Annotated in this window: 23 protein-coding genes; 13 read left to right on the top strand and 10 right to left on the bottom strand. The window is 72.3% G+C overall.

Annotated features, from left to right (window positions below; translation table 11 throughout):
* Nucleotides 1-7: 7 nt before the first annotated feature.
* A complete protein-coding gene (locus AQI94_RS26780) occupies nt 8-1,114 on the bottom strand; it encodes a winged helix DNA-binding domain-containing protein (protein WP_031045629.1) in 1,107 nt (368 codons plus the stop codon).
* A 165-nt stretch (nt 1,115-1,279) separates the two neighbouring features.
* Between AQI94_RS26780 and AQI94_RS26775 the strand changes: the two genes are divergently transcribed.
* Complete coding sequence (locus AQI94_RS26775; RefSeq protein WP_031045632.1) at nt 1,280-2,452, top strand: magnesium and cobalt transport protein CorA; 1,173 nt, start codon at nt 1,280-1,282, stop codon at nt 2,450-2,452.
* A gap of 35 nt (nt 2,453-2,487) precedes the next feature.
* Here AQI94_RS26775 and AQI94_RS45330 read toward each other — a convergent pair whose 3' ends face one another.
* Nucleotides 2,488-2,760, bottom strand: a complete 273-nt coding sequence (locus AQI94_RS45330; protein WP_225890267.1) for a hypothetical protein — start codon at nt 2,758-2,760, stop codon at nt 2,488-2,490.
* Nucleotides 2,761-2,841: 81 nt separating this feature from the next.
* On the bottom strand, nt 2,842-3,537 hold the full coding sequence (locus AQI94_RS26765; RefSeq protein ID WP_031045635.1) for an SDR family NAD(P)-dependent oxidoreductase: 696 nt from the start codon (nt 3,535-3,537) through the stop codon (nt 2,842-2,844).
* A gap of 102 nt (nt 3,538-3,639) precedes the next feature.
* On the opposite strand from AQI94_RS26765, the gene AQI94_RS26760 reads away from it, so the two are divergent.
* From AQI94_RS26760 to meaB, 4 genes are all read left to right on the top strand, one after another.
* A complete protein-coding gene (locus AQI94_RS26760) occupies nt 3,640-4,518 on the top strand; it encodes a helix-turn-helix transcriptional regulator (protein ID WP_031045637.1) in 879 nt (292 codons plus the stop codon).
* A 196-nt stretch (nt 4,519-4,714) separates the two neighbouring features.
* Complete coding sequence (locus AQI94_RS26755) at nt 4,715-6,523, top strand: methylmalonyl-CoA mutase subunit beta (protein WP_031045640.1); 1,809 nt, start codon at nt 4,715-4,717, stop codon at nt 6,521-6,523.
* The gene (gene scpA, locus AQI94_RS26750) at nt 6,523-8,715 is read left to right on the top strand and encodes a methylmalonyl-CoA mutase (protein WP_031045643.1); all 2,193 of its coding nucleotides are present in this window, start codon (nt 6,523-6,525) and stop codon (nt 8,713-8,715) included. Before AQI94_RS26755 ends, scpA begins: the two co-directional genes overlap by 1 nt.
* The gene (gene meaB, locus AQI94_RS26745; RefSeq protein ID WP_031045646.1) at nt 8,712-9,698 is read left to right on the top strand and encodes a methylmalonyl Co-A mutase-associated GTPase MeaB; all 987 of its coding nucleotides are present in this window, start codon (nt 8,712-8,714) and stop codon (nt 9,696-9,698) included. Before scpA ends, meaB begins: the two co-directional genes overlap by 4 nt.
* A gap of 112 nt (nt 9,699-9,810) precedes the next feature.
* Here meaB and AQI94_RS26740 read toward each other — a convergent pair whose 3' ends face one another.
* Nucleotides 9,811-10,284: an STAS domain-containing protein gene (locus tag AQI94_RS26740; protein ID WP_225890266.1), complete on the bottom strand. Its 474-nt coding sequence runs from the start codon at nt 10,282-10,284 to the stop codon at nt 9,811-9,813.
* Between the two features lie 130 nt (nt 10,285-10,414).
* Here AQI94_RS26740 and AQI94_RS26735 point away from each other — a divergent pair, with 130 nt between their 5' ends.
* Both AQI94_RS26735 and AQI94_RS26730 read left to right on the top strand, forming a co-directional pair.
* The gene (locus AQI94_RS26735) at nt 10,415-10,759 is read left to right on the top strand and encodes a winged helix-turn-helix domain-containing protein (protein WP_037942422.1); all 345 of its coding nucleotides are present in this window, start codon (nt 10,415-10,417) and stop codon (nt 10,757-10,759) included.
* Nucleotides 10,760-11,076: 317 nt separating this feature from the next.
* The gene (locus tag AQI94_RS26730; protein ID WP_031045654.1) at nt 11,077-12,723 is read left to right on the top strand and encodes a purine-cytosine permease family protein; all 1,647 of its coding nucleotides are present in this window, start codon (nt 11,077-11,079) and stop codon (nt 12,721-12,723) included.
* A 331-nt stretch (nt 12,724-13,054) separates the two neighbouring features.
* Here AQI94_RS26730 and rox read toward each other — a convergent pair whose 3' ends face one another.
* The 5 genes from rox to AQI94_RS26705 form a co-directional block, all read right to left on the bottom strand.
* Nucleotides 13,055-14,491 carry a rifampin monooxygenase gene (gene rox, locus AQI94_RS26725; RefSeq protein WP_031045657.1) on the bottom strand — a complete coding sequence of 479 codons (1,437 nt, stop codon included), beginning with the start codon at nt 14,489-14,491 and terminating at the stop codon, nt 13,055-13,057.
* Nucleotides 14,492-14,681: 190 nt separating this feature from the next.
* The gene (locus AQI94_RS26720) at nt 14,682-15,701 is read right to left on the bottom strand and encodes a hemolysin family protein (protein ID WP_062229968.1); all 1,020 of its coding nucleotides are present in this window, start codon (nt 15,699-15,701) and stop codon (nt 14,682-14,684) included.
* A complete protein-coding gene (locus AQI94_RS26715; protein WP_031061479.1) occupies nt 15,698-17,020 on the bottom strand; it encodes a hemolysin family protein in 1,323 nt (440 codons plus the stop codon). The genes AQI94_RS26720 and AQI94_RS26715 overlap by 4 nt, the downstream gene beginning before the upstream one ends.
* Nucleotides 17,021-17,165: 145 nt before the next feature.
* Nucleotides 17,166-18,188 carry a hemolysin family protein gene (locus AQI94_RS26710; RefSeq protein ID WP_031061477.1) on the bottom strand — a complete coding sequence of 341 codons (1,023 nt, stop codon included), beginning with the start codon at nt 18,186-18,188 and terminating at the stop codon, nt 17,166-17,168.
* Complete coding sequence (locus tag AQI94_RS26705; protein WP_031061474.1) at nt 18,185-19,510, bottom strand: hemolysin family protein; 1,326 nt, start codon at nt 19,508-19,510, stop codon at nt 18,185-18,187. The genes AQI94_RS26710 and AQI94_RS26705 overlap by 4 nt, the downstream gene beginning before the upstream one ends.
* Nucleotides 19,511-19,724: 214 nt before the next feature.
* Here AQI94_RS26705 and AQI94_RS26700 point away from each other — a divergent pair, with 214 nt between their 5' ends.
* From AQI94_RS26700 to AQI94_RS26685, 4 genes are all read left to right on the top strand, one after another.
* A complete protein-coding gene (locus AQI94_RS26700) occupies nt 19,725-19,949 on the top strand; it encodes a translocase (RefSeq protein ID WP_031061471.1) in 225 nt (74 codons plus the stop codon).
* A 73-nt stretch (nt 19,950-20,022) separates the two neighbouring features.
* Nucleotides 20,023-20,649: a hypothetical protein gene (locus AQI94_RS26695; RefSeq protein WP_031061468.1), complete on the top strand. Its 627-nt coding sequence runs from the start codon at nt 20,023-20,025 to the stop codon at nt 20,647-20,649.
* 68 nt (nt 20,650-20,717) lie between these two features.
* Nucleotides 20,718-21,428, top strand: coding sequence for a DUF1775 domain-containing protein (locus tag AQI94_RS26690; protein ID WP_062229967.1), 711 nt, complete (start codon nt 20,718-20,720; stop codon nt 21,426-21,428).
* Nucleotides 21,429-21,521: 93 nt separating this feature from the next.
* Nucleotides 21,522-22,169, top strand: coding sequence for a hypothetical protein (locus AQI94_RS26685; protein ID WP_031061462.1), 648 nt, complete (start codon nt 21,522-21,524; stop codon nt 22,167-22,169).
* On the opposite strand, the gene AQI94_RS26680 is transcribed toward AQI94_RS26685, so the two are convergent.
* Nucleotides 22,129-22,995: an isocitrate lyase/PEP mutase family protein gene (locus AQI94_RS26680; protein WP_031061459.1), complete on the bottom strand. Its 867-nt coding sequence runs from the start codon at nt 22,993-22,995 to the stop codon at nt 22,129-22,131. The two genes, AQI94_RS26685 and AQI94_RS26680, sit on opposite strands and share 41 nt — an antisense overlap.
* 204 nt (nt 22,996-23,199) lie before the next feature.
* Here AQI94_RS26680 and AQI94_RS26675 point away from each other — a divergent pair, with 204 nt between their 5' ends.
* Together AQI94_RS26675 and AQI94_RS26670 are read left to right on the top strand one after the other, a co-directional pair.
* Entirely contained in the window at nt 23,200-23,586 is a 387-nt protein-coding gene (locus tag AQI94_RS26675) for a DUF6153 family protein (RefSeq protein WP_031061457.1), read from the top strand.
* A 53-nt stretch (nt 23,587-23,639) separates the two neighbouring features.
* Nucleotides 23,640-24,260 carry a DUF305 domain-containing protein gene (locus AQI94_RS26670; RefSeq protein ID WP_031061454.1) on the top strand — a complete coding sequence of 207 codons (621 nt, stop codon included), beginning with the start codon at nt 23,640-23,642 and terminating at the stop codon, nt 24,258-24,260.
* Nucleotides 24,261-24,425 lie beyond the last annotated feature (165 nt).

The raw sequence follows: 24,425 nt of genomic DNA, 5'->3' as shown, positions 1-24,425 counted from the left end.
CCTGGCGTCACTTTCCTACGACGGTCCCGAACCGGATGTCGTACGGCGTCCCCGGGTGCAGCGTGCCGAGCATCCGCTCCCCCTCGGCGGTGACGTCCTCCCGCTGCGCCCTGGTGAGCCGGCCGAAGGGCTCGACGACCAGGGCGTCCGCGGTGAGCCGCCACACGCCCGCGAGGAAGCCGTCGACGAGGAGCGTGCAGTAGGCCTGGTTGCCCTGCCAGCTGCGGCCCCAGTACTCCTTCGGCACCACGCGGGTGCGGTCGGCGTGGGAGAGCAGCAGGTTGTCGAACTCCGGCAGGAGGCGCGGCGGGGCCGGGGTGTCCTCGGCGGGGCGGGGCGCGTCGGGCAGGTCGAACAGTTCGACGCCGTTCTCGTCGCGGAAGGTCAGCAGCTGGGGGCGGAGCCGTTCGAAGGCCTCACGGAGGCGGGTGAGGCCGGCCCAGGTCTGCATGTCCTTGACGGAGGCGGGGCCGAAGGCGGCGAGGTAGCGCAGGACGGTGGCGTCGGGGGCGGGGACGGGCTCGGCCGGGCGGCCCAGCCAGTGCTCGGCCGTGGTCAGCGCGACCTGGCCGCTGCTGCCCCACAGCCCGCGCGGGGTGACCTGGACGAGGGGCAGCTTGCAGCGGGCGGCGATGGCCAGGGACTGCGGGTCGGCGTCCGGCCACTCGGCGAGGAGGGCCTCGCGCAGCTGCTTCATGGTGCGCGGCTCGGCCTCCACGAGTTCCCTCGCGAGGACGGCGAGGCGGTCGAGGTCGACGCCGTCGAGTCCCTTGCGGAAGTTGGTGAGTTCGCGGTCGCGGGCGGGCTGCACCAGCGGGCGCAGGGTGAGGCAGTCCTCGGCGGTGTGGGTGTGGATGGTCGAGCGCATGGTGACGATCCGGACGACCTCACGGGCGGCCATCAGCCGCGACAGCGCCTCGGGCGTGAACCCGTCGAGGCGGGCGGCGAGCGCGTGGTACGGCGGCTTGACGTTCTGGGCCTGCAGGCCGAGCAGATGTCCGACGGCGGCCTTCGCGGACAGACCGGACCGGCGCAGGAGCAGCTGCCGGTCGAGGGTCGCGCGGTTCAGGGCGCGGATGCCGAGCACGGGGGCCGACGTGGTCGTCTTCGTCATGGGGAACACGCTAGACGCGCTTGCGGACAGGTTCTGTCCGCAACTCTCACCGCGTCCTCGCGCGGCCCTCCCCAGGATGTAATTTGCCCCGTATACCCTGCTCCGTGATCACGCCGACGTTGATCACGCCGACATCGGCCGACCCGAGAGCGAGAGGCAGTCACGATGTCCGAGCGACGCGCGCGCCCCGCCCCGAAGAACTCCGGCGACAAGGGCTCCAGGAAGTCCGTCTGGCGCCGCGCCCTGACCCCGCCCTCCGGGCCGTCCGGCGCTCCGGCACCCGCCGAGCGGCCACCCGCCTCCGAGTCGGCCGAGCCGCCGAGCATCGTCCAGGCGGCCCTGTACCGGGACGGCGTACGCGTGTCCTCCCCCGCGACCCTCGCCGACACCTTCCGTGAACTGCGCGAACAGCCCTCCGGCATGGCCTGGATCGGTCTGGCCCGCCCCCCGGAGAGCGAACTCCTCTCCCTGGCCGAGGAGTTCGACCTGCACCCGCTGTCCGTCGAGGACGCGATGGAGGCACATCAGCGGCCGAAGCTGGAGCGCTACGGCGACACGCTCTTCGTGGTCCTGCGGGCCGCCCGCTATCTCGACGCCCCCGAGGAGGTCGACTTCGGCGAGCTCCACGTGTTCGTGGGCCCGGACTTCGTGATCACGGTCCGGCACGGGGCGGCCCCCGACCTCTCGGCGGTCCGCCACCGCATGGAGCAGACACCGGAGTTGCTGAAGCTGGGCCCCGAGGCCGTCCTCTACGCCATCCTGGACGCGGTGGTCGACGGCTACGCGCCGGTCGTCTCGGGCGTCCAGAACGACATCGACGAGATCGAGACGGAGGTCTTCCGCGGCGACCCGGAGGTCTCCCGCCGCATCTACGAACTCTCCCGCGAGATGGTCGAGTTCCAGCGCGCGACCCGGCCCCTGGTCAGCATGCTGCACGCCCTGATGGCCGGCTTCACCAAGTACGGCACGGACGAGGAACTGCAGCGCTATCTGCGGGACGTCGCCGACCACGTCACCCACACCAGCGAACGAGTCGACGGCTTCCGCCAGGCCCTCGCCGACATCCTCACGGTCAACGCGACCCTGGTCACCCAGGAGCAGAACGCGGAGATGCGGGCGCTGGCGGAGGCGGGGTTCGAGCAGAACGAGGAGATCAAGAAGATTTCCTCTTGGGCGGCGATTCTGTTTGCTCCGACGCTGGTCGGGACGATCTACGGGATGAACTTCGACCACATGCCGGAGTTGGGCTGGAGGTTCGGGTACCCGTTCGCGATCGGGCTGATGGGGATCGTCTGCGTGAGTCTGTATGTGATTTTCAAGCGCCGGGACTGGCTCTGAGGTCCTCTCGCCCGACGAGCCCCAGCCGCCCTCGTCTATGACGCGGAAGTCGACCCACCAGGCGGTGACGGCTTCTCCAGCCCGCAGGCCGCCGCGAGCGCGGACAGGACCCGCTCGATCACCTCGGCCCGTACGTCCCGCTGCCAGGCGGCGTCCATGACCGCGACGTCGATCACCATGACGTCGAGGTCGGGAGCGGCGTCGGCCAGCAGGCGCCCGCCGATGGCCGTCATGTCCCGCTCCCGCTCGACGAAGTGCACCTGGACCCCGGCCCTGGCGGACGGGGCGTACTGCCCGACCTCGGGCACCAGGACCGCGTCGGTCAGCGTCTCGGCCGGCTCGCGGCGCTGGTCGGGACCCAGGGAAGGCCCGTCCAGCCGCTGTGTGCGTCACCAGGCCACGTCACCGTGACGGTCACGGAAGGTTCCCGTCGGCCCGTCGGGACCGATGGTGGCGAGCGCGACGATCGCGTCGGTGCCCTCCGTCACCGTCTGCGGGCCGCTGTGTCCGTTGAAGTCGGTCGCGGTGTAGCCGGGGTCGGCCGCGTTCACCCTCACGCCCGGCCAGGACTTCGCGTACTGCGTGGTCAGCATGGTCACGGCGGCCTTCGACGCGGTGTAGAGCGGTGCCACGACCCGGCCCTCGGCGCGCGTGGTGTCGTGGGTCAGCTCGAACGACCCCATGCCGCTGGACACGTTGACGACGACCGGGTTGGCGGACTTGCGCAGCAGGGGCAGGAACGCGTGCGTCACCCGGACGATCCCCACGACATTGACGTCGAGCACCGCGCTCGCGTCGGCGGCCGTGAGCTGGTCGGCGGGATGGTGCGGCCCGAGGACACCCGCGTTGTTGATCAGGACGTCGATGCCGCCCTCCCGCGCCTCGACGTCGGCGGCGGCCGCGGCGACCGACGCGTCGTCGGTCACGTCGATCTGGACGAAACGGGCACCGAGGGCGTCGGCGGCGGCCTGGCCGCGCCCGGTGTCGCGGGCGCCGAGGAGGACGGTGTGGCCCGCCTCGATCAGGCGGCGGGCGGTCTCGTACCCGAGGGACTTGTTGGCTCCGGTGATGAAGGTTGTGGTCATGCGTTCACCCTCGGCCCGTGACGAGGGGACAACCAGTGCCTCCTGCGACGGTAGGACTGCCAGTACCAGGCACGACGGCCGCGGGGCGGCCACAATGGCCGAGTGGACGAGACCCTTGGCACGGCACTGCGCCGCTGGCGCGACCGGCTTTCTCCCACCGACATCGGACGGCCCTCGCGACCCGGTCGACGGGCGGCGGGGCTGCGCCGCGAGGAACTCGCCGACCTCGCGGGGCTGTCGGTCGACTACGTGGTGCGGCTGGAGCAGGGACGCGCGACGAGCCCTTCGGCGCAGGTCGTCGCGAGCCTGGCCAGGGCCCTGCAGCTGCAGCCCGTGGAGCGCGACTACGCCTACCGGCTGGCCGGCCTGCTGCCCCCGCAGGAGGGGACGATCTCCACACATGTCCCGGCGGGGGTCCAGCGCATGCTGGCACGGCTCGGGGAGTTCCCCGTGGGCGTGTTCAGCGCCGACTGGACCCTGTTGTCCTGGACCCCCTCCTGGGCGGCGCTCCTGGGCGACCCCGGCGCGCGGCCGCCCGCCGAGCGGAACCTCGTGCGGGCGGTCTTCGCCACCGGGCCCTCGGGGCTCGCGGCCTGGCCCGTGCTGCAGGAGGGCGACGCGCTGCGTCCCGCCCTCGTCGCCGACCTGCGCACGGCTCTCGTCACCTATCCGCGGGACCGTGACCTGGTCGGGCTGGTGGAGGAACTGCGGTCCGCCAGCGCGGAGTTCGCCCGGCTGTGGGCCGAGGGCGCGGTCGGTCCGCACGTCTCGGCCCGTAAGACCGTCCTGCACCCCCAGGTCGGCGAGGTGACCTGCGACTGCGACGTACTCACCGTCCCGGGCTGCGACATCCGCCTCGTCGTCTACACGGTGGCCGCGGGTTCCGCCGACGCGGAGAAGCTGGAGTTCCTCCGCGTCACGAGCGGCGTACGCACGGACGGGCCCTCGTCCCCGGGGCCCGGTCTGTTCTCCGCTCCGTGACGCCCGCCGGCAACCCGCACGGCCGGCGACTACCGGCCGACCGGTCCACCGGTCCACCAGTCGAGCCGGAGAGGATCGCCAGGGCCCCACGACGCCCCTTCCGGCTCGGGGGAGACCGGGGTCACAGTCTCGTTGCGGGCAAGGTCACAGCCGTGCCCTCTGCTGCTCGTTCGGCGATCTGGCCTAGCATCCGAGCATGACGGTCCTGCCTGACGACGGGCTCTCGCTGGCCGCCGAGTTCCCTGACGCGAACCTTGATCAGTGGCACAGCCTGGTGGCGGGTGTCCTGCGCAAGTCGGGCAAGGAAGTCTCCGGCGCGGCAGCGGAGGACGCCCTGTCCACCGCGCTCGAGGACGGGTTGCGCACCCGTCCCCTGTACACCGCGCACGATGCCGCGCCCGATCCCGGTTTCCCCGGTTTCGCGCCCTTCGTGCGGGGCGCCCGCGCCGAGGGGAACACCACCGGCGGCTGGGACGTACGGCAGCGGCACGCGGTCGCCGACAACACCGCGGTGCTCACGGACCTGGAGAACGGCGTCACCTCGCTGTGGCTCGTCGCGGGCGACGGCGGCATCCCGGTCGGGTCGCTGGACAAGGTCCTCGACGGCGTCTACCTCGACCTGGCGCCGGTCGTCCTGGACGCGGGAGACCGGTTCGAGCCCGCCGCACAGGAGTTGCTGCGGATCTACGGCGAGCGCGGCATCGACGCCAAGGCCGTGCGCGGCAACCTCGGCGCCGACCCGCTGGGCCACGAGGCCCGTACCGGCGAGGCGTCGGACTTCGCCCCGGTCGTGCCGCTCGCCCGCCGCTGCGCCGAGCAGTACCCGGGGCTGCGGGCGCTGACCGTGGACGCGCTGCCGTACCACGAGGCCGGCGGTTCGGCCGCACAGGAGCTCGGTGCCTCGATCGCCACCGGTGTCACGTATCTGCGCGGGCTGACCGAGGCCGGGCTGAGCGTCGAACAGGCCTGCGCGCAGCTGGAGTTCCGGTACGCGGCGACGGCCGACCAGTTCCTGACGATCGCCAAGCTGCGGGCCGCGCGCCGGCTGTGGGCGCGGGTCGCCGAGGTGTGCGGGGCGCCCGGCGCCGGTGCGCAGGCGCAGCACGCCGTGGTGTCGCCGGTGATGATGACCCGCCGCGATCCGTGGGTGAACATGCTGCGCGCGACGATCGCCACCCTGGCCGCCGGGGTGGGCGGCGCGGAGGCCGTCACCGTGCTGCCCTTCGACCACGCGCTCGGCCTGCCGGACGCGTTCGCGCGCCGCGTCGCGCGCAACACCTCGACGATCCTGGTCGAGGAGTCCCATCTGTCCCGGGTGATCGATCCGGCGGGCGGCTCCTGGTACGTGGAGCGGTTGACCGACGAACTCGCCGAGGCGGCCTGGTCGTTCTTCCGGACCATCGAACGCGACGGCGGCCAGGCGGCCGTCCTGCGCTCCGGCCGCCTTCGCACCGACCTCGCCACGACATGGGCGCTGCGTTCCAAGAAGCTCGCCACCCGGCGCGAACCCGTCACCGGTGTCAGCGAGTTCCCGCACCTCGGCGAGAAGCCCGTCGAGCGCGCCCCGGCACCCGAGTCACGGACCGGCGGCCTGCCCCGCGTGCGGCGCGACGAGGCGTACGAGGAACTGCGCGCCCGCTCCGACGCCCACCTCGCGGCGACCGGGTCCCGGCCCCGCGTCTTCCTCGCCGCCCTCGGCCCCGCCGCCGCCCACACCGCGCGTCTGACCTTCGCCGCCAACCTCTTCCAGGCCGGCGGCATCGAGCCCGTCACCGAGGGCACCTTCGAGGAGAGCGGCGCCACCGAGGTCTGCCTGTGCTCCAGTGACGCGCTGTACGAGGAGCAGGCCGACGACGTCGTGAAGACCCTCAAGTCGGCAGGCGCGCGGCACGTGTTCCTCGCCGGGCGGCCCGGCGAGTACGCGGGCGTGGACTCCTACGTCTTCGCGGGCTGCGACGCCGTCGCCGTGCTCACCGCCACCCTCGACCGCATGGGAGTGTCCTGATGACCGCCCCCGCCGGCCCTTCCGTCCCCGACTTCACCGGGATCGAGCTGGGGACCCCCGCCTCCGAAGGCGGCGCCGACGCATGGCGTACGGCCGTGAAGCAGGCCACCGAGGGCGCCGAGCCGGTCTGGGAGACGCCGGAGGGCATCGCGGTCAAGCCGCTCTACACCGGTGCCGACCTGGAGGGCCTGGACTTCCTGGAGACGTACCCGGGAGCTGCCCCGTACCTGCGCGGGCCGTACCCGACGATGTACGTCAACCAGCCGTGGACGATCCGGCAGTACGCGGGCTTCTCCACCGCCGAGGAGTCCAACGCCTTCTACCGGCGCAATCTCGCGGCCGGCCAGAAGGGTCTGTCGGTCGCCTTCGACCTGCCCACGCACCGCGGCTACGACAGCGACCACCCGCGGGTGACCGGTGACGTCGGCATGGCGGGCGTGGCGATCGACTCGATCTACGACATGCGGCAGCTGTTCGACGGCATCCCGCTGGACAGGATGTCCGTGTCGATGACGATGAACGGCGCCGTGCTGCCGGTGCTGGCGCTGTACATCGTGGCGGCGGAGGAACAGGGCGTGCCGCCCGAGAAGTTGGCCGGGACCATCCAGAACGACATCCTCAAGGAGTTCATGGTCCGCAACACCTACATCTATCCGCCGAAGCCGTCGATGCGGATCATCTCCGACATCTTCGCGTACACCTCGCAGCGGATGCCCCGCTACAACTCCATCTCCATCTCCGGCTACCACATCCAGGAAGCGGGTGCGACGGCCGACCTGGAGCTGGCGTACACGCTGGCGGACGGTGTCGAGTACATCCGCGCCGGACGCGAAGTCGGCCTGGACGTGGACGCGTTCGCGCCCCGCCTCTCCTTCTTCTGGGCGATCGGCATGAACTTCTTCATGGAGATCGCCAAGCTGCGGGCGGCGCGCCTGCTGTGGGCGAAGCTGGTCAGGCAGTTCGACCCGCAGAACCCCAAGTCCCTTTCTCTGCGCACCCATTCGCAGACCTCCGGCTGGTCGCTGACCGCGCAGGACGTGTTCAACAACGTCACCCGCACCTGTGTCGAGGCGATGGCGGCGACCCAGGGCCACACGCAGTCGCTGCACACCAACGCCCTCGACGAGGCACTGGCGTTGCCCACCGACTTCTCGGCGCGCATCGCCCGCAACACCCAGCTGCTGATCCAGCAGGAGTCCGGCACCACCCGGGTCATCGACCCGTGGGGCGGCAGCGCGTACGTGGAGAAGCTGACGTACGACCTCGCCCGCCGGGCCTGGCAGCACATCCAGGAGGTGGAGGCGGCCGGTGGCATGGCCAAGGCGATCGACGCCGGCATCCCCAAGCTGCGCATCGAGGAGGCCGCGGCCCGCACCCAGGCCCGCATCGACTCCGGCCGCCAGCCCGTCATCGGCGTCAACAAGTACCGCGTGGAGACCGACCAGGCGATCGACGTCCTCAAGGTCGACAACTCCTCCGTCCGCACCCAGCAGATCGAGAAGCTGCGGCGGCTGCGGGCGGAGCGGGACGAGACCGCCTGCCGGGACGCGCTCGACGCGCTGACCCGGGCCGCCGACGGCGAGGGCAACCTGCTGGAGCTGGCCGTGCGCGCGGCCCGCGCCAAGGCCACCGTCGGCGAGATCTCCGACGCCCTGGAGAAGGTGTACGGCCGGCACGCGAGCCAGATCCGTACGATCTCCGGCGTGTACCGCAACGAGGCAGGGGAGTCGGAGAACGTGGACCGCACCCGTGCGCTGGTGGACTCCTTCGAGGAGGCCGAGGGCCGCCGGCCGCGCATCCTGGTCGCCAAGATGGGCCAGGACGGCCACGACCGCGGCCAGAAGGTGATCGCGACCGCCTTCGCCGACCTCGGCTTCGACGTCGACGTCGGCCCGCTGTTCCAGACCCCGGGCGAGGTCGCCCGCCAGGCCGTCGAGGCGGACGTGCACATCGTCGGCGTCTCGTCGCTGGCCGCCGGTCACCTCACCCTCGTACCGGCGCTGCGCGAGGCGCTCGCCGAGGAGGGCCGGGAGGACATCATGATCGTGGTGGGCGGGGTGATCCCGCCGCAGGACGTGCCGACCCTCCTGGAGATGGGCGCGGCGGCCGTGTTCCCGCCGGGGACCGTGATCCCGGACGCGGCGTACGACCTGGTGGAGCGTCTGTCGGCCGACCTCGGGCACAGGCAGTGATCGATCTCGACACGTATGTGAAGGGCGTCCTCGACGGGAAGCGGGCGATCGTCGCCCGCGCCATCACCCTCGTCGAGTCCACCCACCCGCGGCACCGGTCACTGGCCCAGGAGTTGCTCACCGAGCTGCTCCCGCACAGCGGCCGGGCCCGGCGGATCGGGGTCAGCGGGGTGCCGGGCGTGGGCAAGTCGACGTTCATCGACGCGTTCGGCACGATGCTCACCTCGCTGGGGCACCGGGTGGCAGTGCTCGCGGTCGACCCGTCCTCCACGCGTACGGGCGGCTCGATCCTGGGCGACAAGACCCGGATGGAGCGCCTGGCGGTCGACCCGGCCGCCTTCGTACGGCCCTCCCCGAGCGCGGGCACGCTCGGCGGGGTGGCCAAGGCGACCCGGGAGTCGATGGTCGTGATGGAGGCCGCGGGCTACGACGTGATCCTCGTCGAGACCGTCGGCGTCGGGCAGTCGGAGACCGCGGTGGCCGACATGGTCGACTCCTTCCTGCTGCTGAGCCTGGCCCGCACCGGCGACCAGCTCCAGGGCATCAAGAAGGGTGTGCTGGAGCTGGCCGACGTGATCGCGGTCAACAAGGCGGACGGCCCGCACGAGCGCGACGCCCGCGCGGCAGCGCGTGAACTGGCGGGCGCCCTGCGGCTCATGCACGGCAAGGACGCCTTCTGGACTCCCCCGGTGCTCAGTTGCAGCGCCCGCGAGGCGACCGGCCTCGACGTGGTGTGGGAGCGCCTCGAACAGCACCGGACGCTCCTCGACTCCACCGGTCGGCTCACCGCCAAGCGCCGGGACCAGCAGGTGGGCTGGGCCTGGGCGATGGTCCGGGACGAACTGCTCGGCCGGCTGCACGCCGACCCGGCCGTCCAGTCCCTCGCCCCCGACCTCGAACAAGAGGTCCGCGAGGGCCGGTTGACGGCCACGCTGGCCGCCGAGCGCATCCTCGACGCGTTCGGCGGCATCACGAGGGACTGACGGCCCGCCCCCGCCTGACGGCCCGCCCCCGCCGCCCCAGCCCTCTCGACGGCACCCGTCAGCCGCTCAGGCGTCCGCGGCCCTCAGCCCTCAGCCCTCAGCCGGAAGCAGCTCACGACGATCCCGCGGGCTGCGGCTTTTCCTCCACGGCGGGGGCGGGGGCGGGGACAGCTCCGAGGACGGCTCCGGCGGCCAGGGCCCGCGCGTCTTCGGGACGCCCGGGATGTTCGGTCACGAACAGCTCCCGCGCCCCGGTCAGCTCAAGCAGGCGTTCGACGGTGGGACTGTACGTCCGGACGGTGACCGTCTTGCCCTGGCCAAGGGCCTCCCGGCGCAGACCCAACAGGACGTTGAGGCCACCGCAGTCGCAGAACCCGACCTCGTCGAGCTCCAGGTCCACCCCGGTGGCAGAGCGGTCGAGGACGGCCCAGAGCTCGGACTGCAGCTCCCGGGCACCGATGTCGAACGCGCCACGACAGGTGACAACCGTTCGTTCCCCGATCGGCACAGCCTCGATCGTGGCCAGACACGGCGGGCGCGTGTCCGGCATGGCGAGGGGCTGCGCCGAGTGCGCAGGTTCCGGCATGACCCTCTCCCTCATGTGTTCGGCTGCCTCTGCCCTCAGGTTCGCTTTCGCCGCCAACATACGTCAACCAATACACGAAATAAAGTTCATGTTTTTGAATACGTGAATGCCGGGTCGCTACACTGCCGCCATGGATGGAGTGCCCGAGTCACACACCGGATGGACGTTCGTCACCAATCACGCGAGGGTGCTGGCCGCGATCGCCGACAACCCCAGCACCCGGATCCGCGACATCGCCGCGCACTGCCGGCTCACGGAACGCTCCGTGCAGAAGATCATTTCCGATCTCGAAGAGGACGGGTACCTCTCGCACGTGCGGGAGGGGCGCACGAACATCTATCGCATCGACCCGGGCAAGGTCCTGCGCCATCCCGCCGAGGCCGGCCTGACGGTGGCGTCACTGCTCTCCCTGCTCGTCCAGGACGAGGCGGACCGCGGCCCGCTGCCCGGCACACGGCGGCACACCCCGGCCTGACACCGCGGCGCACGCACCCCGCCCGGGCCCGCACCGGACCGCACCGCCTCACCCCGGATCACGCCGGACCACGCCGGATGACGCTGCGTAGCGACACCGATCAACCACGGTGAGAATCCAGAAACGTCGCGTTCATGACACCCGCCCCACATCGGTAACAACCGCTACCTAGCGTGACGGACCGTGGGAAGCGAGTCGTATACAGGGCCCTGAACCGCTCACGCCGGCCCGGCGACTCCCCCGGACCGGCGACGGCGCCGCGCGGGGCTCCCACGCATCCCCCCATCGCCCGCTCGAGCACCACCGGGAGGCGTGACATGAGCACCACAGAGTCGCGGCCGGCAACGGCAGACCCGTCGGCATCCGCCGACCAGGCGGTCAAGGAGACCCTGGAGGACTACACCCTCCGCTTCGCGCCCCGTAGTTACCGCCGCTGGACCCCCATGGTCGTGGCCACCACCGCCCTCGGCGGCATCGCCTACATGGCCGACTTCTCCATCGGCGCCGGCATCGGACTGGCCCACGGCACCGGCAACGCGCTCGTGGCGATCGCGGTCGCCGCCGTCGTCATCTTCGTCACCGGCTTCCCCCTCGCCTACTACGGCGCCCGCTACAACATCGACCTCGATCTGATCACCCGCGGCTCCGGCTTCGGCTACTACGGCTCGGTGCTCACCAGCGTCATCTTCGCCAGCTTCACCTTCATCTTCTTCGCCCTCGAAGGCTCGATCATGGCCCAGGGCCTCAAACTCGGCCTCGGACTGCCCCTGTGGCTGGGCTACCTGGTCTCCACGCTCATGGTCATCCCCCTGGTGATCTACGGCATGACGGCGCTGAGCAAGCTCCAGGTGTGGACGACCCCGATCTGGCTGCTGCTGATGGTGGGCCCGCTGGTCTACCTCGTCTCCACCGACCCGGGCACCGTCGACCGCTTCCTCGCCTACGCGGGCACCGACGGCGACGGCGGCGTCAACACCGCGTCCGTGCTGCTCGGCGCGGGCGTGTGTCTCTCGCTCATCGCGCAGATCGGCGAGCAGATCGACTACCTGCGCTTCATGCCGCCCAAGACCGAGGCGAACAAGCGCACCTGGTGGACCGCGGTGGTCATGGCCGGCCCCGGCTGGGTGGTGCTCGGCGCGCTCAAGCAGGCCATCGGCGTCTTCCTCGCGGTGTACATCCTCGCCGAGGTGGGAGCGGACGCGGCCCCCGAGCCGATCCAGCAGTTCAAGGGCGCCTTCGACGCGATGATGCCGTCCTGGCTGGTGCTCCCGCTGGCGGTGGCCCTCGTCGTGATCAGCCAGATCAAGATCAACGTGACGAACGCCTACTCCGGCTCGCTCGCCTGGACCAACTCGTTCACCCGGCTCACCCGGCACTACCCCGGCCGTCTGGTCTTCGTCCTGGTCAACCTGGGCTTCGCGCTGGCCCTGATGGAAGCGGACATGTTCAGCTTCCTCAACGACATCCTGGGCTTCTACTCGAACTGCGCCATCGCCTGGGTCGTCACCGTCGCCACCGACATCGGCATCAACAAGTACCTGCTCAAACTCTCCCCGCACGCCCCCGAGTTCCGCCGCGGCATGCTCTACGCGGTCAACCCGGTGGGGGTGGTGGCCTTCGTCGCCGCGTCCGGTCTGTCCATCGCCATGTACTTCCACGGCCTCGGCGACACCCTCCAGCCGTACTCCCCCGTCGCCGCCGCCGTGATCGCGTTCGCCCTCACCCCGCTGATGGCGATCGTCACCAGGGGCAGGTACTACCTGCGCCGCACCGACGACGGCATCGACGAGCCGATGCTGGACGCGGACGGCAACCCGAGCGCGACGACCTACGACTGCCACGTCTGCCGGCAGCCCTACGAGCGCCCCGACCTGGCCGCCTGCGCCACCCACGACGCGGTGGTCTGCTCCCTGTGCCTGAGCACGGACAAGACCGGCGACCACGTCCTGCCCGCCACCGCCTGACGCACGGGGCGTCCGACGGCGGCTGCCCCCAGGGGCGTACGTCGGGACGCCCCGCCTCGTCGAGCAGTCGGCGGGTGCGGCCGGCGCCGCGGTGGGATCGGTGCGGCGGAACACGGGGGCGAACCGGACGCCTGCCTCCGCCGCACGTGGATCGGCCCGCCGCCCCCGTCCGGATCCGAACGCGCACCCGTACGCGGCCGCCGCCGGGCGGGCCGGCACCTGGACGCCGGCGTGCTCCCGCCCGGCGTCCGCAGCCACCCCACCTCGCGTCCGCCGCCACGGGACACCGGGCGCGGTCAAGTCGGAGTCGCGGCTCCCGTCGAGCGCACGCTCAGCCCGCCGCGCCGAACCACCTGGACAGCCGGTCGCGCAGTTCGTGCCCGTCCTCGCCGGCCCATGCCACATGGCCGTCGGGGCGCAGCAGTACCGCGGGGGCGTCGAGTTCGCCGCCGGTGTCGACGACGTGGTCGACGCGGTCCGCCCAGCCCGCCACCGACAGGCGTCCGGTCCCGTCGAGCAGCAGTCCGCGGCCGCCGCGCATCAGCTCGTAGAGGCGCCCGCGCCCGAGCGTGAGGTCCCGCAGGCGTCGCCCGAGCAGCTCATGGCCCGCACCGAAGTCGTAGCGGACGCCGATCGCGGTGATCCTCTCGATCAGGTACCGGTTCACCTCGTCGAAGTCCATCAGCCGGGACAGCAGCCGCCGTACCGCCTGCGGGCCGGGCTCGGTCGACAGCAGCTCCATCTGCGCACGGGTGTTGTCGAGTACCTCGGCGGCCACCGGGTGCCGTTCGGCGTGATAGGTGTCCAGCAGGTCCTCGGGTGCCCAGCCGGCCACCTCGGCGGCCAGTTTCCAGCCCAGGTTGAAGGCGTCCTGGATGCCGAGGTTGAGCCCCTGTCCGCCCACCGGCGGATGGACGTGGGCCGCGTCGCCGGCCAGCAGCACCCGGCCGACCCGGTAGCGGTCGGCCTGCCGGGTGGCGTCGCCGAAGCGGGAGAGCCAGCGCGGCGAGTGCACGCCGAAGTCGGTGCCGGCGACCGCCCGGAGCCGTCGTCTGAACTCCTCCAGGGTCGGCGGCACCGAGCGGTCCCCGCTCACCCCCTCGGCGGGCACGACCACGCGGTACAGCCCGTCCCCGACGGGACCGAGACCGAACAGTTTCTGGGTCCGCCGGATGTCGGTCACCACGGCGGTGACCGTCTCCGGCTCCACGCCCACCTCCATCGCGCCGAGCAGCGTCTCGGTCCTGGCGGGTGCGCCGGGGAAGCCGACACCGAGAAGCTTGCGCACGGTGCTGCGGCCGCCGTCGCAGCCGACGAGATGACGCGCGCGCAGCCGCGTGCCGTCGGCGAGTTCCACGCTCACCCCGGCGCCGGCCCCGTCGACGTACTGGCTCAGCCCGACCAGTTCGCAGCCGCGCCGGATCTCGGCTCCGAGTTCGACGGCACGCTCGGCCAGCAGGCGGTCGGTGACGGGCTGCGGGATGGCGAGGATGTAGGCGTGCGCGGTGTCCAGCCCGTCCGGCCAGGGCTTGTCGATGCCGGCGAAGTAGCCGCCCGCCGTGAACCGCCTCCCGTGCGCGAGGAACCGCTCCAGCAGCCCGCGCTGGTCCATCACCTCGATGGTGCGCACATGCAGGCCGAGCGAGCGGACGATCTCGGTCGGCTCCGCCGCCTTCTCCAGGACGACCACGCGCACCCCGTGCAGCCGCAGTTCGGCGGCGAGCATCAGGCCGGTCGGACCGCCACCGGCGATGATCACGTCGTACACCGGATTCCCCCTCCGTGAGCGATGGCCGGGCACTGAGCGGTTCACGTGTTTGCGCAGGTACCGGCCTCGGACGGAGATTGTGCGGCAGCACCGGGGCCTTGCCGCAAGGCCCCCCGTGAGCTATACGTTGAAGAGGGCAAGGAGGTGCTGACCTCCTTGCCTTCGTTCATGCGGCCGCGCGGAAGCCGGTTCAGGCCGACTGCGGCTGCAGGTACCGCGCCAGCAGGTCGTCCAGCGTCACCATGCCCGTCAGCGTGCCCGTCCCGTCCCGGACGACCGCCAGGGACGCCCGGTTGCGGCGGAGCAGGTCGATCGCGTCGGCGACCTTGGTGTCCTCCGTCAGCTCCGGGACCGGGCGGGCCAGGGTGCGGGCGGTGCCGGTGCGGCCCCGGGCGCGGGCCACCAGGGCGTCGCGGGCGTGCAGCGAGCCGAGCACGAGGTCGCCCTCGCGGACCAGCATGCGGGTGCGGTCGTGGTCGGCGGCTGTGCGAAGAATGGTGTCGAGGTCCGCGTCGCCGGCCACCGAGGTGATCTCCGCGGCCGGGATCGTGAGGTCGGCGACCGGGGTGTCGGGCTCGGTGAGCGAGCGGGTGAGCAGGTCCGAGTCGGCCTCGCTGATCAGTCCCAGCCGCTCCGACTCCTCGACCAGGTGGGTGAGTTGCTCACGGTTGTGCACGGCGGCCAGCTCGTCGCGCGGGGTGACCCGGCACAGCCGTACCAGCGCGTTGCTCATCCTGTTCAGGACCGAGATCAGCGGCCGCACGGCCTTGACCACGGCTCGGAAGGGCGGCGAGAGCAGCATCGCGGAGCGCTCGGGGTGGGCGATCGCCCAGGACTTGGGGGCCATCTCGCCGAGCACCATGTGCAGGAACACCACGACGACCATGGCGAACACGAAGGCGACGCCGTAGCTGAGCGCGCCGGGCAGGCCCAGGTCGCGCAGCAGCGGGTCGAGTTCGTGGGAGATCGCGGGCTTGGAGACCGAGCCGAGGCCCAGGGTGCAGACGGTGATGCCGAGTTGGGCGCCGGCCAGCATCAGCGACAGTTCCCGCATCCCGGCCAGGGCCGCCTTCGCCCCGCGCCGTCCCTCGGCCGCGGCCTTCTCCATGCGGTGCCGCTTGGCGGCGACCAGCGCGAACTCGGCGGCGACGAAGAAGCCGCTGCCGATCAGCAGCAGGACGGTGACGAAGAGCGCCATCGGGAAACTCATGCCGGCCCCACCCTCTCCACGCGCACCCGTTCCGGTACGTGCCGGTCCAAGGTCCGTACGTCGATCACCGCGCGGCCGCCGCCGAGCAGGTCCACGGTGACCCGGTCCCCGATCGCCGGGAAGCGGCCGAGGCGGTCCACGACCAGCCCGGCGACGGTGTCGTAGTCCTCCTCCTCGGGCAGTGCGATGCCGGTGGCGTCGGCGATCTCGTCGAGGCGGCGGCCCGCGTCGACCAGCCAGCCCGCCCCGTCGGGCACGGCGAGTTCGGTGACGGTGTCGGTCTCGTCGGCGATGTCGCCGACCAGTTCCTCGGCGATGTCCTCGTAGGTGACGATGCCGGCGACTCCGCCGTGCTCGTCCAGGACGACCGCGAACTCCTCGTCCCGCTCCCGCATCTGGGCGACCGCCTCCGGCAGCGGGAGGGTGTCGGGCAGCAGCAGCGGGGTGCGGGCGAGGGCGCCCGCGGTGGCCCGGGTCAGCTCATGGGCCGGCAGCCGCATCAGCTCCCGTACCCCCAGGACGCCGGGGACGTCGTCGGGGTGGTCGCCGAGCAGGGGATAGGTGGAGTGGCCGTGCCGGGCGATCAGGTCGACGGCCTCGGCGGCGGTGGCGTCCTTGCGGACGAAGACGGCGTCGACGCGCGGCACCATCACCTCGTCGAGGGTGCGCTCGGAGAACTCCAGGGCGTGGTCGAGGAGTTCGGCGGTGTCCCGGGGCAGCTCACCGCGTTCGTGGGACTCGCCGATGAGGTGGCCGAGCTCTTCCAGGGTGGCGCCGTGGTGCAGTTCCTCGACGGGTTCGATGCCGACCCTGCGCAGCAGTCGGTTGGCCGCGCCGTCGAAGACGTGCACCAGCGGGCCGACGACCTTGAGGTAGCCGAGCGTGGAGGGCGCGAGGGCCTTCGCCAGCCGCTCCGGGACGGCGATGGCGAGGTTCTTCGGGGCCAGTTCGCCCAGGACCATCTGGACGACGGTGGCCAGGACGAAGGCCAGCACCACGGAGATCCCGCCGACGGCCCCCTCGGGAACGCCCAGGCCGGTCAGGGCGGGCTTGAGCAGAGCGGAGACCGAGGGTTCGGCGACGAAGCCGACGACGAGACCGGTGACGGTGATGCCCAGCTGAGCGCCGGAGAGCATGAAGGACAGCCGCTCCAGCACCGTCAGCGCACGGGCGGCCTTGCGGTCGCCGGCCTCCGCCGCGCGGGAGAGGGCCAGCCGGTCCGCGGAGACGTACGCGAACTCCTGGGCGACGAAGTAGCCGGTGCCGGCGGTCAGCAGGAACACGGCCAGCAGGCCGAGGACAGCACTGGTGGTACTCAACAGCGGGTCGATCGCGCGGGGTGGGAGTCCGTCGGTGTGGCGGACACGGGCTTGCTCCTTCGGTAGTGATGTGCGCTGTGTGAACGGCTGGGGCGAAGTCGGCGTTCCCCGGATCTACCAGCCGGGTGGCGGGACCGCCCGGCGGTCATACGGCGGCCGGTGTCGGCCCGACCAGCTCGGTGAGCACGTCCTCCATGGTCACGAATCCGAGGACGGCTCCCGTCTCCCCCGTCACCGCCGCCAGATGGCTCCCGTCGGCGCGCAGCGCGGTGAGGGTGTCGTCCAGCGGGGTGTCGATGCGGACCCGGGTGACCGGGTGCAGGGTGGCGCGCGGGAAGGGCCGGTCGCGGTCGGTGACGCCCAGGGTGTCCTTGATGTGCAGATAGCCCAGCAGGGTGCCGTCCGGGCCGGTGACGGGGAAGCGGGAGTAACCCGCGTCGGCCGCCACCCGCTCCAGGCGGGCCGGGGTGACCGAGGCGTCGACGGTCCGCATGGTCGGCACCGGGACCAGGATCTCGCCGACCGGCCGGGTGCCCAGCTCCAGGGCGTCCCGCAGCCGCTCGCCGTCGGCGGGCGAGAGCAGCCCCGCCTCGCTGGCGTCGACGACCATGCGGGCGAGCTGGTCGTCGGTGAACGCCGACTCGACCTCGTCCTTGGGTTCGACGCGCAGCAGCTTCAGCAGGGCGTTGGCGAAGGCGTTGATGCCGAACACGAAGGGCTTCAGCGCGCGCGTGAGGGCCACGAGCGGCGGGCCGAGCAGCAGCGCGGTCGGCACGGGGGCCGCGAGCGCGATGTTCTTCGGCACCATCTCGCCGATCAGCATGTGCAGATACGTGGCCAGCGAGAGGGCGATCACGAACGCGATCGGGTGGACCAGGCCGTCCGGGATGCGGGCCGCCTCGAAGCCGGGCTCCAGCAGGTGCGCGATGGCCGGTTCGGCGACCGCGCCGAGCACCAGCGAGGAGACGGTGATGCCGAGCTGGGCGGTGGCCATCATCGCGGAAAGGTGTTCGAGTCCCCACAGGGTCATGCGGGCCCGCTTGTGGCCAGCACGCGCGCGTGGCTCGATCTGGCTGCGGCGCACGGAGATCAGGGCGAACTCGCCGCCCACGAAGAAGGCGTTGGTCAGCAGCGTCAGTGCGCCGACGAGCAGCTGGACGGTGGTCATCGGGCCTCCTCCCCCGTCTGGGCCAGGGCCCGGGCGGGCTCGGGCGCGGTGATGCGGACGCGGTCGGCGCGGTGGTGCTCGACGTCCAGGACCTCCAGGCGCCAGCCGTCCAGGTCGAGCGCGTCGCCCTTGGCGGGTATGCGCGCGAGGCGGGTGGCGACCAGTCCGGCCACGGTCTCGTACGGCCCCTCGGGCGCGGTGAGGCCGGTCGCGCCGAGCCGGTCGACGCGGACGGACCCTTCGGCCTCCCATGTCCCGTCACCGGCGGGCCGCAGATCGGGGGTCTCGACGGGGTCGTGTTCGTCACGGACCTCGCCGACCACCTCCTCGACGATGTCCTCGACGGTCGCCACGCCCGCCGTACCGCCGTACTCGTCGATGACGACGGCCATGGTGCGGCCGGCCCGCATCCGCTCCAGGAGCCGGTCGGCGCTGAGGCTGTCCGGGACCAGAAGGGGCGCGGTGGCCAGCTCGGTGACCGGGGTGGTGGCCCGCTTGCCGGGTTCCAGCGCGAGCACGTCACGGATGTGCACGGTGCCGACGACCTCGTCCAGGCTGTCCCGGTAGACCGGGAAGCGGGACAGGCCGGTGGCGTGGGTGAGGTTGGCGGCGTCGGCGGCGGTCGCGTGGACTTCGAGGGCCTTGACGTCGACGCGCGGGGTCATGACGTTCTCCGCGGTCAGCTCGCCCAGGTGCAGGGTGCGCACGAACAGTTCGGCGGAGTCGGCCTCCAGGGCGCCCTCGGCGGCGGAGTGCTCGGCGAGCGCGACGAGCTCCTCGGGGCCGCGGGCGGAGACCAGTTCCTCCGCGGGCTCCAGGCCGAAGCGCCGTACGAAACGGTTCGCGGTGTTGTTGAGATGGCGGATGAACGGGCCGAACACGGCGGTGAAGGCGCTCTGCGGTCCGGCGACGACCTCGGCGACGGCGAGCGGGCGGGAGATCGCCCAGTTCTTCGGCACCAGCTCGCCGACGACCATCAGCACGACGGTGGACAGGGCCACGCCCAGCGCGGTCGCCACCGGAGCGGCGGCACCGCCCAGGCCGGCGGCCCGCAGCGGGCCCCTGAGGAGCGCCGCGAGGGAGGGCTCGGCGAGCATGCCGATCACCAGCGAGGTGACCGTGATGCCGAGCTGGGCGCCGGAGAGTTCGAGGGTGAGCCGGCGTACGGCCTTCAGCGCGCCCTCGGCGCCGCGCTCACCCGCCTCGGCGGCCCGCTCCAGGTCACCGCGCTCGACGGTGGTCAGGGAGAACTCGGCCGCGACGAACACGGCACAGGCCAGGGTGAGGAGCAGGGCCGCCACGAGCAGCAGGATCTCGGTCACCGGGTCACACCCGCCCGTCGGTCCGTGGGGGACGCGGCGCGGCCGGTACTGGGAGGTTCACCCATCGCGGAACCGTGGCTCCTTCGTGTCGGGGGCAGGTCGTACCCAATAGTAAAGGACAGGCAAAGCAACCTGTTCCGGGGAGTGCGGGGTACGCTGCCGGTCCGGCGGGCATCTCGTCCGACTTCGGCGTCACCCTGACGGAGGCCCCCTCATGTTCGGACTCAGCGAGCTCGCGATCATCCTCATCGTCGTCATAGCGATCGTCGCCGTCAGGAAGGGCCCGGAACTGACCCGCACGGCGGGCAGGTCGGCCCGCATCCTCAAGGCGGAGGCCCGCGCGGGGCGGGAGGACCGTCCGGAACCCCAGGTCGTCCAGGGTGAGGTCCTCCGGCCCGGAACCACCGCGGGCACCGAGCAGGGGCCCGGCACCCGCTGAGCCGGCGTCATCCGCGGGCGGTCCAGCGGTTTCCCTGCCGGCCGGCTCCGCGATGATCCATGATGAGCGGGCCATGCACCCACCCGCCACGACGACCCGCGCTCCGCTGCCCGTAATGCGGGCCGCGGTCTTCGCCGTCGTCGGCACGGTGCTCGGGGTCAGCGCCCATCATCTGCTCGCCGAGGGCCCGGTGCCCTGGGGGCGGGGGGCCGCCGCGACGGCCGTGCTCTTCGCGGTGGGGCTCATCGGGGTGCAGCGGCCCCGCAGCCTGGCGACCGTCGTCGCGTGCAGTGTGGCGGGACAGTCCGGGCTGCATCTGTGGCTGACGCTCACCGCCACCGCGCACCACCCCGCCGGACACGTGCACGCCGGCCGCCCGGCATGGCACGAGCGGCTGCACGGCTCCCTGGCCATGACGGCGGCCCACTCCCTGGTCGCCGCGCTCGTCGCCGTCCTGCTGCACCGCGCGGACACGGCCTGCTGGACGGTCGCCCGCGGGGTGACGGCGGCGCTCGACGCGGTACGGGACCGACTGGCCGCCGCCCGGCCGCTGTTCACCCGGCCCACGTCCCCCGCACCGACCGCCTCGGTGACGATCGTGCCGGCGTACGGCGAACGGCCGCCCACGGCACGGCCGTTGCTGGCGCACGCGGTGGTACGACGGGGTCCTCCCGCGGCGGGCGCAGCTCTCGCCCACTGACCCCACGGACGCCGTCGCGGCCCATGCCGGACGGCCGTCCAGCCGTACCACCACGCCTGGAGACCTGCATGTCCCGTATCCCCCTGTCCCGTAACCCTTTGTCCCGTCTGCCCCTCGCGGCCGCCGGAGCGGCGGCCGCCGTACTCCTGACGGCTGTTCCGGCCGCCGCCCACACCGAGGTCGAGGCCGACAAGGCGCAGGCCCTCGCCGAGAACGTCACCGTCTCCTTCCACGCCGAGGCCGAGTCCGACACCTCCGGGATCAAGGAGGTACGGGTGGTCCTGCCCGAGGGCATCGCCCCGGCCGACGTGAAGTACGGCGAGGGCCCCGCGGGCTGGAGGTTCAGCGCGACCGACGACGGCTACACCGTCGGGGGCGCGGAGCTGAAGACCGGGAAGAGCGCCGAGTACTCGGTCGTCGTACGGCAGTTGCCCGACGCGGCGGAGGTGCCCTTCAAGACCCTCCAGACCTACGGCGACGGGCACGTCGACCGCTGGATCGAGCTGGACGAGAACGGGGAGAACCCGGCGCCGACACTGAAGCTGAAGGCGGCGGCGCCGGACGCGAAGCCGCTCAGTCCCTCCCCGAGCGTCTCCGGGAGCCCGGCCCCGACAGCGGTGGAGTCGACGCCGGCGCCCTCCCCGCAGGCCGCCGACACCGGGAAGGACGACGAGGGCGGGCTGTCCGCGGGTGCCTGGACCGGGATCGGCGCGGGGCTCCTCGTGGCGGTCGCCGCGGTGGTCCTCGCGGTCCGGCGACGCGGCGGCGCCGGAGAATAGGCGCACTCCGTCCGGGGGTTTTCCGCGGGGCCCTGGATGAAACCCGCGCCTCCGGGTAGGCCAGCCCCACGGCGTACCCGGAGATGGAGTGCCATGACCTGCGCGAACTCCCCTGCACGGCACCGGCCCTGGGCGGTGGCCCTGGCTGTCACCGCCCTCGTCCTCACCGGAGCGTGCGACGCCGGCGACGGCGGTGACGAGGGCGCCTCCCGTACGGGCCGGCCTTCCGTCACCGGTTCCCCGGGCCCGACCACGGCCGGCGGCTCCCCCTCGCTCTCCGCCTCCCCCGTACCGACGGCGACCGCGCCCTCGGACCCGGAGCGGGCGGAGCAGGAGATCCGGGAGGCGTGGACGGTGCTCTTCGACCCGAAGTCCACCCTGGACCAGCGCAGTGACGCCGTCGAGGACGGCGACGAGAACGCCCTGATGATCGACAACCTCTTCCGCGACCCGAGCGGCAGCAAACTGCGCGCCGAGGTGACCTCCGTGGCGTACACCTCGGACGCGCACGCCGAGGTGGCCTATGAGCTCACGCGAGAGGACCGCCGACTGGACACCGGCGGTCCGGGGGCGGCCGTACTCCAGGAGGGCGGCTGGAAGGTCGCCCTGCGCACGGTCTGCGCGCTGACGCGGCACGCCGAGGACGCCCCCGAGGCGCCGAGCTGTGCGCAGGCGTCCTCCAGCCCCGCCACCGGTCCCGCTACCGGCCCCGCTTCCGGTCCCGCCGGAACAGGTCGTTGAGTTCCGTCTGGGAGAGCTGGTCGGCGGCGTACGAGAAGGTGCCGCGGTCGGCCAACTCCCGTGCCGCGTCGAGCAGGCGGCGGTACATGGCACGGGCGATGCTGCCGCCGACCGTGACCCGCCGGACGCCGAGTGCGCGCAGGTCGTCCAGGGAGAGCGCGTTGCCGGTCAGGCCCATGACCACGTTGAGCGGGCCGTCGATCTCGCGGACCAGCCTGCCGATGGTCGCGGCGTCGGCGGCGCCGGGCACGAACGCGCAGTCGGCGCCGGCCTCCAGATAGGCGTTGGCCCGGCGTACGGCCTCGTCGAGCGTGCCGCCCACCAGGAGCGCGTCGGTGCGGCCGACCAGGACGAAGGGCTCCCCTTCGGCCGCCAGGGTCTCGCGGGCGGCCCGGACGCGCTCCACGGAGAGCTGGGGGTCGTACAGCGGACGGGTGCGCTCGCCGGTGAAGTCCTCGATGTTGCCGCCCGCGGCTCCGGCGGCGAGGGCCTTCGCGACGGTGGTGGCGACGGTCTCGGGCGACTCGCCGTAGCCGTCCTCCAGGTCCGCGCTCAGCGGTACGGCGATCCCGCCCGCGATCTCGCGGACCCGGCCCAGCGCGGTCTCACGGTCGACGCGGTCCTCGGGCGGCTGTTCGGCGAAGAAGTCGTGGTCGGGCCGTCCGAGCGAGAACGCGACGCCCGCGCTCGTGGTCGCCACGGCCGGGAACCCGGCCGCCTCCAGGATCCGGGCACTGCCCACGTCCCACGCGTTGGGGAGCAGAAAGCAGCCCTCCCGGTGCAGCTCGGCGAAGCGCTGTGCCTTGGCTCGGCTGTCGGTGTCCACACGGTCCTTCCCGGCCCGCCGCCCCTCGACGGGCTCCCGGAGAACGTACGCGGGAGGCCCCCGCCGGGCGGACTCCTTTTACGGCCGCGCGCCCGGCGGGGCCCGTTCTCCGGCGGCGCTGAACAAAGGGCGGCGCAGGGCCGTACGTAGGACGGACGGCGTCGATGCACAGCCGTGCCACAGCCGCCCTCTAGGATGAGCCCGATGACCAGCTCCGAACAGCGCACCGCGCGTCCGCCCCTGTGGCGGGCGCTGCTCCTGCTCGGGCTGCTCGTCGGAATTCTGGGCATGCACGCCCTGGCTCCCGGTGGCGGCATGGCCGGCCACGAGGGCGGGTCCGCACACATGACGACGGCCTCCGCCGTGATCGACACCGTCTGTCACGACGGCTGCGGCTCGGGCCATCTCCACCACGCCGATGCGACCTGTACGTCGGGGGCCCTGAGCGGTGCGCCGGCCCTGCCCGCGCTCGTTCCCGATCCCTCGGGAAGCACCCCGGGCGCGGTCGGTCTGCGTGACCGGAGGGCAACGGCCCAGGAAGGTGCCCGCGCCCCGCCCTCCCTCGCGGAACTCCAGCTCCTGCGGATCTAGACACGGCGTGTTCCGCCACGTCCAGATCCCTTTCACCGCAACGGAGTTCCAGCATGCGCACCACCCGTACCCTGATCCGCCGTGCCTGTCTCACGGCGGTCGCCGTGAGCGCCGCCCTCACCCTCACCGCCTGCGGCGGCGACAGCGGCGACAGCGGCTCGGCCGCCTCCTCGCCCTCGGTGTCCGCCGAGACCTCGGCCGGCACCCACAACGCCCAGGACGTGTCCTTCGCCCAGGGCATGATCCCGCACCACCAGCAGGCCGTGGAGATGGCCGGCCTGGCCGCCGACCGGGCCTCCTCCGCCCAGGTCAAGGACCTCGCCGCCCGGATCGAGAAGGCGCAGGACCCGGAGATCGAGACCATGACCGGCTGGCTGAAGAGCTGGGACGAGAAGGTCCCCGAGGCGATGCCCGGCATGGACCACTCGGGGCACTCCGGCATGGCGGGGATGATGGACAGCGCCGACATGGAGAAGCTGGGGAAGGCGTCCGGCAAGGACTTCGACTCCATGTTCCTGACCATGATGGTCGAGCACCACGAGGGCGCCGTCGAGATGGCCACCACCGAGAAGGCCAAGGGCGCGGACCAGGCCGCCACGGCCATGGCCGGTGACATCATCACCGCGCAGAACGCCGAGATCAGCGAGATGAAGAAGCTCCTCGGCGAGAACTGACCCGTCCGCGTGCCCCGGGTGCCCGCGCCGTCGTCCGGCGCGGGCACCCGGGGCGTCACCGGACACCGCGCGGCACGGCGCGGCACCGGGCGGTGACGGAAGCGTTGACGAGGGCATGACCCACCCTTATCTTCTGACCGAAGTTACGAACTCTGTTCGATATTC

This window comes from Streptomyces pseudovenezuelae (assembly GCF_001513955.1).
In the GTDB taxonomy this organism is placed as follows: domain Bacteria; phylum Actinomycetota; class Actinomycetes; order Streptomycetales; family Streptomycetaceae; genus Streptomyces; species Streptomyces pseudovenezuelae.
This window is presented reverse-complemented; position numbering and strand designations above follow the sequence as displayed.